The sequence below is a fragment of the Bradyrhizobium sp. MI1.7 genome, assembly GCF_055811795.1.
Window position 1 is genome coordinate 138,788 of record NZ_JBVVPO010000016.1, and the last position, 12,990, is coordinate 151,777.

Consider the following 12,990-nt stretch of genomic DNA (forward strand, 5'->3'; position numbering starts at 1 on the left):
CCGGAATCTCGAGATTCTCAGGTGCGCAATTGCGCACCTGAGTTCGGTCCTGCCGGACCGCCCCGGAATGACGGCGGCCGTTTTGGCCGCAGTCAGTTAACAGTCATTAACCATATCTGCCGCATACATCGTCCTTGGATCGCCCCTTTGATTCGGAGCCGACGATGCTGCGCTGGATGGTACCTGCCCTTGCCGCCATGCTGACGGTCTCAGCTGCCGTTGCCGCCGATCTGCCGGCCACAGCGAGACGGCGCGCTGCCGTGCCGCCGCAGGACCCGCCACAGGTCTATGTCGAGACCGATCCGGATGCGCTGATCTCGCCGGCCTATGGCATCGGCAGCTACATCCGCAACCTGCCCGGCACGCCGCTCCTGCCCGGCTCCAGCACCTTGCCGGGCTATTATGGCCGGCCCTGGAGCTACGATTATCAGGGCCCGTACTACGGCGGACCGCAGGTCGGCTATTTCTGGCGCCTGCCCTACGCCTGCGGCGTCTACGGCTATTGCTGACCTGATCAGCCGGCCTGACCGACCGGAACCGCGCGCGGCTGCGCCTGCGCAGATTGTCGCGAGGCCAGCCGCTCCACCTGCATCACCGCAAGCGTGAGCACCACGATCGCGACCGCCTGATGCGAGAGCGCGAGATCGATCGGCACCTGGTTGAGCAGCGTGAGGATCCCGAGCACAGCCTGCAGGCTGACCGCGGCGAACAGCCAGAGCGCACCGCCGGCCGCCGTGCGCGAGCGTACCGCATCGAACGCGTGCAGCGCCGCCAGCACGAACAGCGCATAGGCCGTCATACGGTGCTCGAACTGCACCGTCAGCACGTTGTCGAACATATTGCGCCACCACGGCGTCTCGAACCAGAGCCGGTCGCCTGCGGGAATGAACGCGCCGTCGATCTGCGGCCAGGTGTTGTAGGCACGCCCGGCGCGCAGACCCGCGACCAGCGCGCCGAAATAGATCTGGACGAAGGTCACGATGAGCAGCAGCACGCTCGTGAATCTCAGCCGCGCGGGCGCAATGATCTGCGGCCGCTCGGCGAGCCGCCGCACCGTCCAGACGATGCCGGCAAAGATCAGGAGCGCGAGCACCAGATGCGTCGCCAGTCGATATTGCGAGACCTCGACACGTTCCGTGAGGCCCGAGGCCACCATCCACCAGCCGACGGCGCCCTGGAGTCCGCCAAGCGCGAACAGCAGCCACAGCCGCCGTTTCAACTTACCCGACAGGCCGCCGCGCCACAGGAAGAACAGGAACGGCAGCAGATAGGCCACGCCGATGAAACGGCCGAGCAGCCGGTGGCTCCATTCCCACCAGAAAATCTCCTTGAACTCGGACAGGCTCATGCCCGCATTGAGCTCGCGATATTGCGGAATTTTCTTGTAGGCCTCGAAGGCCTCGGTCCACTGCGCCTCCGACAGCGGCGGCACGCTGCCCGTAACCGGCTTCCATTCGACGATCGAGAGGCCGGATTCCGTCAGCCGCGTCGCGCCGCCGACCAGCACCATCAGCGCGATGAGGGCGGCCACGGAAATCAGCCACCAGCGCACGGCGCGATGCGGATTGGTCGGAGCGAAAATCGTCGTCATTTCAGGGGCAAAACCAAGCCTTGTTGCAAAGAGACTTGAACCGGACTGCGTGCCCCTTATAGTCCCCCGCTCCCGCAGCGCAAGTTACGCGAAGGCCGCAGCATTCCGCCATGACGATCCGCACCCGCAAGTTCCTCGGCGCCATCCTGCTCCTGGTGCTGGCCACCGTCTGGGCCCTGCTCGGCATGGCGCTGGCGCAGATGCCGTGGATCGCCGAGTCCGGCTGGTGGCAGGCGATCTACTACGTGGTGGTCGGCATGGGCTGGGTGCTGCCGGCGATGCCGATCGTGAGTTGGATGCAGCGGCCGGATCGCGTCAAATCTTAATTCGTAACGCTGCGGGTCGGTTTCACCGGCGCGAAGGCAGCACCGGACACCAGCACACGCAGCATGCGCAGTGATTGTATCCGGCCGTCCCAGGAAATCCGCGGCAATGCGCGCAGATTGGTGCGCCCCTCCGCGTCCACGATGCCGGGGATGGTCGAGACGGCGCTGGCAAAGCCGGCCTCCTCCGCCATGACGACATGGCTGCGCCGGAAAGACGAGCGATCGCCGAACGGAAAGGCCAAGTGCCTGATCTCGCGGTCGAAGGCCGCTTCCGCCACCGCCTTGCCCATCGTCATCTCGCGCAACGCGGCGGCGTCCTTCATGTTGGCGAGAACGGGATAGTTCACCGTCGCGCTGCCGACCGTGACCAGCGGATCCGCCGCAAGCTTTGCCAGATCCTCCCAATCCATCGACGCTTCGCGCGAGAGCGCGGCGAGGTCGACCCGGTAGCGCGTGCAGAGATCGGCGATCGCAGCCGACAAATCCGCCGGCGGCAACGAGCGCAGCCAGCTCTCGACGAACGAAAACAGCGCCTGCTTCTCGGCGTTGCCTGTGACGGTGAAGCGCTGCTCTTTCTCGCCCATCATCAGGTTGATGCGGCTCTCGCGCGCGATCATCCGCTCGAGCCCGAGCCACCAGGCCTCTCCGACTCCATCGGGAAACGCGGTGGGCACATAGATCGTGAACGGCACGGCGTGGCGCGCCAGCACTGGATAGGCGAAGCTGATGAGGTCCTTGTTGGCGCCGTCGAAGGTTAGCGCCACGAAGCGCCGCTTCTCCGGCAGCGTCACCGCGCGGCGGCAGACATCGTCCATGCCGAGGAAGTCATATCCCCACTGCTTCAGCGCACCAATGGCGCGATCGAGAAATTGCGGACTGATCTCGCTTTCACGCAGCGGCTGAAACGCGCCGCGCCGCCGCGGCCGCACGTGCTGAAACCGCAGGATCGCGCCGGCGCCGCGGCTGCGCAGCACAGCCTGACCGGTGAACCAGGCCAGCTCGAGCCGCAACCGCTCCAGCCATCTGTCGTCGGATGCCAATGTCCCACCTTCGCGTTCGCCTGATTGTCATTACCCTTTGTTGACATTTCTTTGCAAAGGTCGGCCACAGGCCGAAATACGCAAATTTTTCGTTTCTCGACAGGTTTCGTGAATGACCATGGCTGCGGCGATGCAAAGCCGGACGGCAGAATCGCCAGCGCGGTCGAAAGCGAGCCGTATCGCGTATGTCGATATCGTCACCGATCTGGCCGAGGCCGAGACGGTCTGGCGCGCGTTCGAGGAGAGCGGTCACCTCTTCACGCCCTACCAGCGCTTCGACCTGCTCAGCCCATGGCAACGGCTGGTCGGCAGCCACGACGGCGCCAGTCCCTTCATCGTCATTGCCCGCGACACCGAGCGCCAGCCGCTCCTGCTGCTGCCGCTCTCGCTGCGGCAAGGCCACGGCGTGCGCACGGCCTGCTTCATGGGCGGCAAGCACACCACCTTCAACATGGGCCTGTGGAACGCCGCGTTCGCCGCCGAGGTCGCCAGCGCCGATCTCGACGCGCTGCTTGCGCCGCTGCGCGAGCATGCCGACGTGCTCGCGCTGACGCAGCAGCCGCTGCGCTGGCACGACCAGCACAACCCGTTCGCGCAGCTGCCGCGGCAGAGTGCGATCAACGGCTGCCCTCTCCTGGCGATGGAGCCGGGCGGGCCGCCCACATCGCGGATCAGCAACTCCTTTCGCCGCCGCCTCAAGAGCAAGGAAAAGAAGCTCCAGGCGCTTGCCGGCTATCGTTATCACCTCGCCACCACGGATGCGGACGTCACCCGCCTGCTCGACTGGTTCTTCCGGGTCAAGCCGGCGCGGATGGCCGAACAGAAACTGCCCAACGTCTTTGCCGAGCCCGGCGTCGAAGCGTTCATCCGCAGCGCATGCCTGTCGCCGCGCGGCGAAGGCCGCGTCATCGACATCCATGCGCTCGAATGCGACGACGAGGTGATCGCGATCTTCGCCGGCGTCGCCGACGGCCAGCGCTTCTCGATGATGTTCAACACCTACACGATGTCCGAGCACGCCCGCTACAGCCCCGGGCTGATCCTGATGCGCTACATCATCGACCGCTACGCCGAACGCGGCTACCGCTCGCTCGATCTCGGCATCGGCTCGGACGATTACAAACGCATGTTCTGCAAGGACGACGACGACATTTTCGACAGCTTCGTGCCCCTGACCGCGCGCGGAAAACTCGCGGCGATGGCGATGTCCTCGCTGAGCCACGGCAAACGGCTGGTGAAGCAGAACCAGATGTTGTTCGATCTGGCGCGGCGGCTGCGGCAGACGTTCGGGTAGGCGTCACAGCCTCTCAATCTCTAGCCACTTGCGAGCTGCCCTTCCCTTCTCCCCTTGCGGGAGAAGGTTGCATAGGCGGCCTTCGGCCGCCGTTCTTAGGAACGCCGAAGCGAAGCTTCGGCTATGGCGCCGGATGAGGGGTATGTCTCCGCAAATTTAAACGGCCATGAGACTCGCGGAGAGATACCCCTCACCCGTCCCGCCGCTACGCGGCGAGCCACCCTCTCCCGCAAGGGGAGAGGGTAAGAGAGATCACGCCGCCACGCCGCGCGGTGCTTCGGCCGCGTCCGACGGCTGCACCGGCCTGCTCAGCATCGTTACCTCGCTGAAGCCGACGGCCCGCAGCTGCTCGCACATCAGCGTGCGGGCATCCGGCGCCATCGAGGCATCGGGCACCACGACGGCGCGGGCATGCGCCGTCAGCAGTTCGGCCGGGAGGTCCGAGGCGCTGCCGGCGTCCACCAGCACGTGGTCGTAGGCGCGGAGCAGCGCATCGATCGCGAGCGTCACCCGCGGCGATTGCAGCAGGCTGCGGTCGAAGCCGGGACGGCCGGCCATGACCAGATGCAGCCGCGAGAGCTTGTCCCGGGTGATGATTTGCGCGAACGAGGCCTCGCCCTGCATCAGCTCGGCGAGGCCGGGAGCCGAAGCATCGACGGACACCGCGGCGATGGTCGGCGAGGATGCGGCGAGATCGACCACAACGACGCGCGCATCGCGCGCCAGGTGCCGGGCCAGTGTCAGCGTCGACAGCGTGATAGCTTCGCCGGCCGCGGTGCCGAGCACCGTGACCTTCTTCGCCGCCGGCCCCGCAGCGCGCAGGCTGTCGGCCAGATGCTCGATCTCGGTGAATTCAGTGACGTCGGCATCGGCCGTCATCTCGGGCTGAAGCGGCGTAAGGTCCTCCACAACCGGATCGAGCATCGGTTCAGCCGCCGGCTGGACGACCGGCTGGACCAGCGGCTGGTGGACTACCGGCTCTTGGCGCACCGGTGCCTGCGTCTGCGCCGGCGTGAACACGGCCGCCGCGCGCGGCGCGGTCTGGCGCAACAGCTCGCCGGTGACGACGACGCCGGACGAGAGCAGCAGCGTCGCGATCGTCGCGATCAGCACGATCGGCAGCTTCTTCGGATAGGCCGGCGTATTCGAGACGATGGCGCGCGAGATGATGCGGCCTTCCGCCGGCGCGGTATCGATGCTTTCGCGGGTGCTGGCCTCGCGATACTTCCCAAGATACGTCTCGAGCAGGTCCCGCTGCGCCTTGGCTTCGCGCTCGAGCGCGCGGAGCTGGACGTCCTGACCGTTGGTCGAGGTCGCCTGCTTCTTGAGCTGATCGAGGCTCGCCGTCAGGCCGTCGACCCGGCCACTGGCGATCCGCGCATCGCTTTCGAACGAGCGCGAGATCTTGGCCGCTTCGTCGCGAATCTGGTTGTCGAGGTCGCCAAGCTGCGCCTTCAGCTCCTTGATCCGCGGGTGATTGCCGAGCAGCGTCGATGACTGTTCGGCAAGCTGCGCCCGCAACGTCACCCGCTGCTCCGACAGCCGCCGCATCAGTTCGGAGTTCACCACCTCGGACGCCTCGATCGGCTTGCCGCTCTGGAGCATCTCTTTGATCAGCCGCGCCCTGGATTCAGCATCCGCCTTCATCGAGCGTGCGTTGTTGAGCTGGGTATTGACCTCGCCCATCTGCTGGTTCGAGAGCGTGGTGTTGTTGGTGCCGACGAACAGCGACGACTTGGAACGGAAGTCCTCGACCTTGGCTTCGGCGTCGGAGACTTTCTTGCGCAGATTTTCGATTTCGCCCGAAAGCCACTGGCTGGCGCTGCGGGCCTGATCCTGGCGCGCATTCTGCTGGAGCACGAGATAGCCGTCGGCGATCGAATTGGCGACGCGCGCGGCAAGGTCGGGATCGGCGGACTGGAATTCGACCACGATCACGCGCGACTTGTCGACGGCGTAGGCCTGGAGCCGCTCGTAATAGGCATCTAGCACCCGCTCTTCCGGCGTCATCGAAAACGGATCGCGGCCGATGCCGATCAGCGCCGCGAGCGACTTCAGCGGCGAAATGCCTTGCAGCACTGGATCGAATTCGGGGCGCTCCGCGAGCTTGTTCTTCCTGATGATCTCACGCGCGAGATCGCGCGACAGCACGAGTTGCACCTGGCTGGTCACCGCCTCGGGATCGAGCGACTGCCGCTCTTCGGTGCTGCGGTCGCTGCTCGGCCGCAAGAACACGTTCTCGCGGCCGTCGATCAGGATGCGGGATTCCGACTTGTAACGCGGAGTGATGAGATTGACGGCGGCGATCGACGCGACGAGCGCGAGCACCGTCGGCACGATGATCCAGCCGCGCTTGCGGGCGAGCACCGCGCCGAGCGCGTGCAAATCGATGTCGCCGGATTCGGCTTGTGCCTGCTTCGCAGCAACGGGCGCAAGCTCTGCTTCAATCTTGGGCGCGGCTTCGGTCGATTTGGCTTCGGCCTTGGGCTTCGAAATAGCCCGCTCGACCACCGCCTTGTCCTTGCCGGCACGCCAGAACGCTAAACGCATCGAACACTCCCGCAGGGCAACGCTGCGACTCTACCTCAACCGGGGCGATTACACTCCATTAAGGTTGCTGCTGGGTTAATCGCGCCCTGCCGCGACCGGCGCGCACCGCGCCGACACCGTTTGTTAACCACGAGGGCTCTTAATCCATCTCGATATTTCGAGAATTGTTCGAGCATTCGCCGTCGAGCGCTGGTTCTGATCATGCCCCCCTCTCCCGACCGGCCGCTCCGCATCCTGCACGCCGTGCGCGCTCCCGTGGGCGGCATCTTCCGCCACATCCTCGATCTCGCCAACGGTCAGGTCGATCGCGGTCATCACGTCGGGATTCTCGCCGACAGCCTCACCGGTGGTGAGCGCGCGGACAAGGCGCTGGCCGAGCTCGCGCCGCGGCTGAAGCTCGGCGTGCACCGGCTGGCGATCCGTCGCGAACCGTCGCCTGACGATTTTCTGGTGTGGCTGCGGATGCGGCGCCTGATCGCCGCGCTCAAACCCGACGTCACGCACGGCCACGGAGCCAAGGCCGGCGCCTTCGTCCGCATGCGGCGGCGATCCAACGACACCATCCGCATCTACACCCCGCATGGCGGCTCGCTGCACTATCCCCTCAACACCTTCAAGGGCGAGTTTTACGCGCGGCTCGAACGCACGCTGATGGACGCGACGGACTTGTTTCTGTTCGAGAGCGCGTTTGCGCGCGACACCTATCAGCGCATCGTCGGCACACCCAAGGGCGTGGTGCATTGCGTCTTCAATGGCGTGACGCCGGAAGAATTCGAGCCTGTTAGCATCGCCGACGATGCCACCGACCTCTCCTATGTCGGCGAGTTCAGGCACATCAAGGGCGCGGATTTGCTGGTCGATGCGGTGGCGCGCCTGCACGAGGGCGGCAAGAAGGTCACGCTCACGCTAGGCGGCGACGGCGAGGAGACGGCGGCGCTGAAGGCGCAGGTCGACAGGCTCGGCCTCTCGAGCGCCATCCGCTTCATCGGTCACGTCAAGGCGCGCTACGGCTTCTCCAAGGGGCGGCTGCTGGTCGTGCCCTCGCGCGGCGATTCCATGCCGTACGTCGTGATCGAGGCTGGAGCTGCCGGCATTCCCATGATCGCGGCCCGCGTCGGCGGCATCCCCGAGATTTTTGGGCCCGAGAGCCCGGCCCTGTTCGCGGCGAGCAATGCCGAAGCGATGGCGGAGGCGATCGCGGCCGCGCTCGACGATCCGCAGGCGACCGCGCAGCGCGCATCCGCCCTGCGCGAGCGCATCTCCGCGCATTTCTCCCAGCAGGCGATGGTTGACGGCGTGCTCGCGGGTTATCGCGACGCATTTGCCAATCATTAACCATCCTTAAGACCGCTTTAGAGAATCTTCCGATTTGTCCGATAATCGACGTGCCAGGGGATGCTCGCCCGGGGCGCAACGCTGCGACCCGCGGGTTTTTTGGAATGGACGTGGACGCCCGTGGAACCGCTCAACGCACGCTCGATGCTCGACGCCGCGACAGGCGCCGCGGCGAAGCCAGCTGACCAACCGTTTGTGGAGCGCCGCCGCCGGCTCTCGCCCGCCGCGCTCGACGTCGTCAACCAGAAGGTCGCCCGCGCCTATTCTCCGATCGTGATCACCGGCTTCGTCCGTTTGGCCGATTTCGCCCTGCTGAGCCTCGTCGGCATCGCGCTCTATGTCGGCTATGTCATGCCGCTCGCCGGCTCCTTCAGCTGGGTTTATCCCGCGCAGATCATCGCCGTCGCGGTCTGCTTCCAGGCCGCCGACATCTATCAGGTGCAGCTGTTCCGCGGTCAGCTCCGGCAGATGACGCGGATGATCTCCTCCTGGTCGTTCGTCTTCCTGCTGTTCATCGGCGTATCCTTCTTCGCCAAGTTCGGCAGCGAAATGTCGCGGCTGTGGCTTGCCGCCTTCTACTTCCTCGGGCTCGCCGCGCTCATCTCCCAACGTCTGGTGCTGCGCTCGCTGGTGCGCGCCTGGGCACGCCAGGGCCGGCTCGACCGCCGCACCATCGTCGTTGGCTCCGACAGCAACGGCGAGCAACTGGTCGAGGCGCTGAATGCCCAGGAGGATTCCGACATCCACGTGCTCGGCGTGTTCGACGACCGCAACGACAGTCGCGCGCTCGACACCTGCGCCGGCGCGCGCAAGCTCGGCAAGGTCGACGACATCGTCGAATTCGCCCGCCGCACCCGCGTCGATCTCGTGCTGTTCGCGCTGCCGATCTCGGCGGAGACCCGCATCCTGGAGATGCTGAAGAAGCTCTGGGTGCTGCCGGTCGACATCCGGCTCTCCGCGCACACCAACAAGCTGCGTTTCCGTCCCCGCTCCTATTCCTATCTCGGCGAGGTGCCGACGCTCGACGTGTTCGAGGCGCCGATCACCGACTGGGACCTGGTGATGAAGTGGCTGTTCGACCGCATCGTCGGCGGCCTCGCGCTGCTCGCAGCCCTGCCGGTGATGGGACTGGTGGCGCTGGCGGTGAAGCTCGACAGCCCCGGCCCGGCGCTGTTCCGCCAGAAGCGCTTCGGCTTCAACAACGAGCGCATCGACGTCTACAAATTCCGCTCGATGTACCACCATCAGGCCGACCCGACCGCCTCCAAGGTCGTGACCAAGAACGATCCGCGCGTCACCCGCGTCGGCCGCTTCATCCGCAAGACCAGCCTCGACGAGCTGCCGCAGCTCTTCAACGTGGTGTTCTCAGGCAATTTGTCCCTGGTCGGCCCGCGTCCGCATGCGGTGCAGGGCAAGCTCCAGAGCCGCCTTTTCGACGAAGCCGTCGACGGCTATTTCGCTCGTCACCGCGTCAAGCCCGGCATCACCGGCTGGGCCCAGATCAACGGCTGGCGCGGCGAGATCGACAATGAAGAGAAGATCCAGAAGCGCGTCGAATTCGACCTCTACTACATCGAGAACTGGTCGGTGCTGTTCGACCTCGTCATTCTCCTGAAGACGCCGGTCTCGCTGCTGACCAAGAACGAGAACGCGTATTGAGTTTGCTACCCCCGAGCCACACTGTCATCGCCCGGCTTGACCGGGCGATCCAGTAATCGCCGGCAGTGGAAACTGCCACGAACGGCTCGGCGTACTGGATACCCCGCCTGCGCGGGGCATGACGGCGGAAGTTGTGGCGTACAAGTTGCGTAAGCGTATGAGCATGTGATGGCGTATGCGGCGACAGCCGGTGGAGTGAAATTAGCCGCACCGGCTGCGCCCGGCGTGCTGGCTATCCAGCGCGCGCTGGTGTGGCTGGCCGGCGCCTCCGGCGCCATCGTCTTCATCGAGCCGAGCCCCTACGAGATCGTGACGCTGCTGGCCGCCGTCACCTTCTTCGCGACCGGTCTGCGCCTGCGGCTCGTGCTGATGCCGCTGATCCTGATGCTGGTCCTGCTCAATGTCGGCTACACGATCAGCGCGGTCCCGCTGTACGAACAGTCCGAGGTGGCGAGCTGGATTGCGACCTCGTGGTACATGGCAGTCACCGTCGTGTTCTTCGCGATGGTCACCTCGGAAGACACCGCGGCCCGGCTGGACATGCTCCGCCGCGGCCTCGTGGTCGGCGCGATGGTCGCCTCGCTGTCTGCGGTCGCCGGCTACTTCCATCTGGTTCCCGGCGGAGACGATCTCCTCACACTCTACGGGCGCGCGCGCGGCACGTTCAAGGACCCGAACGTGCTCGGCGCCTTCCTGATCCTACCGGCGCTGTTCGCGCTCCAGAGCGTGGTCTCCGACAAGTTTGCCAAGGCGTTCCGCAACGTCATCGCCTTCGGCATCATGTCGCTGGCGATCCTGCTCGCGTTCTCCCGCGCCGCCTGGGGCGGACTGGTGCTGACCTCCGCCTTCATGCTGGTGCTGATGGTGCTGACCAGCCGCACCAACGCGCAACGCTCGCGCATCGTCGTCATGGCGATCGTCGCCGCGGTGCTGGGCCTCGCGCTGATCGCGGTGCTGCTGTCATTCGATTCCACCGCCGAGATGTTCAAGCAACGCGCGAGCTTCGACCAGAGCTATGACGAAGGCCGCTTCGGCCGGTTCGGCCGGCACATCCTCGGCGCGGAGATGGCGCTCGACCTGCCGTTCGGCATCGGCCCCCTGCAATTCCACCGCTACTTCCCCGAGGACACCCACAACTCCTACCTCAACGCCTTCATGTCCGGCGGCTGGCTCTCCGGCGTGTGCTACCCCGCGCTGGTCTTCACCACCGTGATCATGGGTATCAGGCACATCTTCGTCCGTGTGCCCTGGCAGCGCGCTTATCTGGCGATCTTCTCCGCCTTCGTCGGCACCGTCGGCGAGAGCTTCGTGATCGACACCGACCACTGGCGGCACTTCTGGATGATGCTGGGCGCGATGTGGGGCATGATCGCGGCTGCGCAGGCTTACAAGATCAAGGACAATACCGTTCCGATGGAATCGGAACGGTAATGTCTGGCTTTCTGTTTTGACGCGTTTTCTTGACGCGAACCGGTATCCACTTCGCTCGAAAACGCTCTAGCGACGAAGCTTCTTCAGCTTGAGATCGGGCCGCTTTTCCGGCGGCGTATCGAGCAGGCCCTTCAGCGCCTCGGTTGCAGCGAGCACGCCCTTGTAGCCCTCGGTCGCGAAGCGCAGCAGCAGGCGCAGCTCCTCGTCGGAATAGGCGCCAAACACCTTCTCCATCGCCTGCTGCATCGGCACGTAGAGCTGGCCGATCTTCATCGCCGTCTCGGGCACGACGGAAATGAAGACCTTGCGGCGGTCTTGCTCGTCCCGCTCGCGGCGCACCAGCCCGGCCTTCTCGAGTCGGTCCACCACGCCGGTGATGGCGCCCGTCGTCAGCCCCGTGACCTCGGCAAGCCGGCCCGCGGTGACGCGTCCTTCGAGATAGAGGATGTCCATGCATTCGAGGTCGGAATTGGCAATTCCGGCAACGTTTGCAACCGTTTGGCCATAGAGCACGCCCTGCGCGGACGACCGCCGCATCGCCTCCTCGAGCTCCTGCAACAGCGCCGCGCGCGCCTTCGTCCTTGACAAGGCCGACCTCATATCTTAGTCGATATATATCTTAGCTACTAAGAGATTTAGCAACCGTAATTTCTCCTAGCACCACGGAAACGTCGGGAGCAAGCCATGTCCAACCGTCCCCGCAAGGCCCTGATCATCGGCGCCGGTATCGCCGGGCCCGTCACCGCGATCCTGCTACGCCGCGCTGGCATCGAATCCGCGATCTACGAGGCCTGGCCTTATTCGAAAGGTATCGGCGGCGGCCTCCAGATCGCACCGAACGGCATGCATGTGCTGGACGAGATCGGGCTCGCGAACGAGCTGATCAGCCGCGGCTCGATCGCTGAATCCTTCGACTTCTATTCGCAGAGCGGCGAACGGCTCGGCTCGATCAACCGCGACATGGCGCGGCGCTTCGGCCAGCCGGCCGTCAATGTCTGCCGCGCAACGTTGAACGAAATCCTGATCGACAAGGCCTGGTGCGCCTGCGTCTCGCTCTATTTCGAGAAGCGCCTGATCAAGATCGAGGACCGCGGCGACCAGCCGATCATCGCCTACTTCTCCGACGGCACCACGGCCGAAGGCGACTTTCTGATCGGCGCCGATGGCGTGCACTCGGTCGTGCGCCGCCAGGTCGTGCCGGACGGTCCGCAACCGTTCGACACCGGGCTGATCGGGTTCGGCGGCTTCGTGCCGCACGCCGTCCTCGATGGCAGGCCGATCGGCCGGCACGTCGAGACCACGTTCGGCAAGAGCGGCTTCTTCGGTTACGGCTATTGCAGCCCGGATCCGAACGACGGCGTGATGTGGTGGAGCACGCAGCCCGCGCACGGCATGGACGCGGCGATGTTCCGCGCGCTCGACCACGCGACGCTGAAGCAGCATCTGCGCGGCTTCCATCACGGCTGGCACGATCCGATCCCCGATATCATCGACGCGGCCGAGAATATCGTGGTCACCGACACGCTCGACGTCGCGACCTTGCCGACCTGGTCGCGCAAGCGCTCCCTGCTGATCGGCGATGCCGCGCATGCGACCAGCCCCCACGCGGGCCAGGGCGCTTCGCTCGCACTCGAGGATGCGATGCGGCTCGCGCGGCTGATGCAGGAGGGCCAGGAGCTCGGCGCCACCTTCCAGGCTTTCGAGGCCGAGCGGCGCCCGCGCACGGAAAAGATCGTCGCGATGGCGCGCCGCAACGGCAACAGC

11 protein-coding genes are annotated in these 12,990 nt (G+C 65.5%); 7 read left to right on the forward strand and 4 right to left on the reverse strand.

Going from position 1 to position 12,990, the window contains the following annotated elements; translation table 11 throughout:
• Positions 1-164: 164 nt before the first annotated feature.
• Positions 165-509 (forward strand): hypothetical protein, encoded by a 345-nt coding sequence (locus AC0L3X_RS17610; protein ID WP_063982941.1) that lies wholly within the window; start codon positions 165-167, stop codon positions 507-509.
• Positions 510-514: 5 nt separating this feature from the next.
• On the opposite strand, the gene AC0L3X_RS17615 is transcribed toward AC0L3X_RS17610, so the two are convergent.
• Positions 515-1,591, reverse strand: a complete 1,077-nt coding sequence (locus AC0L3X_RS17615) for a COX15/CtaA family protein (protein WP_473316562.1) — start codon at positions 1,589-1,591, stop codon at positions 515-517.
• Positions 1,592-1,701: 110 nt separating this feature from the next.
• On the opposite strand from AC0L3X_RS17615, the gene AC0L3X_RS17620 reads away from it, so the two are divergent.
• Positions 1,702-1,917, forward strand: a complete 216-nt coding sequence (locus tag AC0L3X_RS17620; RefSeq protein WP_063982939.1) for a DUF2842 domain-containing protein — start codon at positions 1,702-1,704, stop codon at positions 1,915-1,917.
• Here AC0L3X_RS17620 and AC0L3X_RS17625 read toward each other — a convergent pair.
• Entirely contained in the window at positions 1,914-2,957 is a 1,044-nt protein-coding gene (locus AC0L3X_RS17625) for a polysaccharide deacetylase family protein (protein ID WP_063982938.1), read from the reverse strand. The two genes, AC0L3X_RS17620 and AC0L3X_RS17625, sit on opposite strands and share 4 nt — an antisense overlap.
• A gap of 112 nt (positions 2,958-3,069) precedes the next feature.
• Here AC0L3X_RS17625 and AC0L3X_RS17630 point away from each other — a divergent pair, with 112 nt between their 5' ends.
• Positions 3,070-4,251, forward strand: a complete 1,182-nt coding sequence (locus tag AC0L3X_RS17630; protein ID WP_473316563.1) for a GNAT family N-acetyltransferase — start codon at positions 3,070-3,072, stop codon at positions 4,249-4,251.
• A 252-nt stretch (positions 4,252-4,503) separates the two neighbouring features.
• Here AC0L3X_RS17630 and AC0L3X_RS17635 read toward each other — a convergent pair whose 3' ends face one another.
• Positions 4,504-6,801: a GumC family protein gene (locus tag AC0L3X_RS17635; RefSeq protein WP_231142096.1), complete on the reverse strand. Its 2,298-nt coding sequence runs from the start codon at positions 6,799-6,801 to the stop codon at positions 4,504-4,506.
• 201 nt (positions 6,802-7,002) lie between these two features.
• Here AC0L3X_RS17635 and AC0L3X_RS17640 point away from each other — a divergent pair, with 201 nt between their 5' ends.
• From AC0L3X_RS17640 to AC0L3X_RS17650, 3 genes are all read left to right on the forward strand, one after another.
• The gene (locus AC0L3X_RS17640) at positions 7,003-8,136 is read left to right on the forward strand and encodes a glycosyltransferase family 4 protein (RefSeq protein WP_063982935.1); all 1,134 of its coding nucleotides are present in this window, start codon (positions 7,003-7,005) and stop codon (positions 8,134-8,136) included.
• A 120-nt stretch (positions 8,137-8,256) separates the two neighbouring features.
• Complete coding sequence (locus AC0L3X_RS17645; RefSeq protein ID WP_473316564.1) at positions 8,257-9,795, forward strand: undecaprenyl-phosphate glucose phosphotransferase; 1,539 nt, start codon at positions 8,257-8,259, stop codon at positions 9,793-9,795.
• A gap of 168 nt (positions 9,796-9,963) precedes the next feature.
• Entirely contained in the window at positions 9,964-11,226 is a 1,263-nt protein-coding gene (locus tag AC0L3X_RS17650; RefSeq protein ID WP_063982933.1) for an O-antigen ligase family protein, read from the forward strand.
• Positions 11,227-11,292: 66 nt separating this feature from the next.
• On the opposite strand, the gene AC0L3X_RS17655 is transcribed toward AC0L3X_RS17650, so the two are convergent.
• Positions 11,293-11,763 carry a MarR family transcriptional regulator gene (locus AC0L3X_RS17655; protein WP_063986329.1) on the reverse strand — a complete coding sequence of 157 codons (471 nt, stop codon included), beginning with the start codon at positions 11,761-11,763 and terminating at the stop codon, positions 11,293-11,295.
• A 147-nt stretch (positions 11,764-11,910) separates the two neighbouring features.
• Between AC0L3X_RS17655 and AC0L3X_RS17660 the strand changes: the two genes are divergently transcribed.
• Positions 11,911-12,990 (forward strand): FAD-dependent monooxygenase (locus tag AC0L3X_RS17660; RefSeq protein ID WP_473316565.1); only part of this gene is annotated, 1,080 nt, incomplete at its 3' end.

What these genes read in the sequence shown, in the direction of transcription:
- AC0L3X_RS17620 (WP_063982939.1), top strand. Translation starts at nt 1,702, where the DNA reads ATGACGATCCGCACCCGCAAGTTCCTCGGCGCCATCCTGCTCCTGGTG.
- AC0L3X_RS17615 (WP_473316562.1), bottom strand. Translation starts at nt 1,591, where the DNA reads ATGACGACGATTTTCGCTCCGACCAATCCGCATCGCGCCGTGCGCTGG.
- AC0L3X_RS17650 (WP_063982933.1), top strand. Translation starts at nt 9,964, where the DNA reads ATGGCGTATGCGGCGACAGCCGGTGGAGTGAAATTAGCCGCACCGGCT.
- AC0L3X_RS17630 (WP_473316563.1), top strand. Translation starts at nt 3,070, where the DNA reads ATGACCATGGCTGCGGCGATGCAAAGCCGGACGGCAGAATCGCCAGCG.
- AC0L3X_RS17610 (WP_063982941.1), top strand. Translation starts at nt 165, where the DNA reads ATGCTGCGCTGGATGGTACCTGCCCTTGCCGCCATGCTGACGGTCTCA.
- AC0L3X_RS17635 (WP_231142096.1), bottom strand. Translation starts at nt 6,801, where the DNA reads ATGCGTTTAGCGTTCTGGCGTGCCGGCAAGGACAAGGCGGTGGTCGAG.
- AC0L3X_RS17655 (WP_063986329.1), bottom strand. Translation starts at nt 11,763, where the DNA reads ATGCGGCGGTCGTCCGCGCAGGGCGTGCTCTATGGCCAAACGGTTGCA.
- AC0L3X_RS17640 (WP_063982935.1), top strand. Translation starts at nt 7,003, where the DNA reads ATGCCCCCCTCTCCCGACCGGCCGCTCCGCATCCTGCACGCCGTGCGC.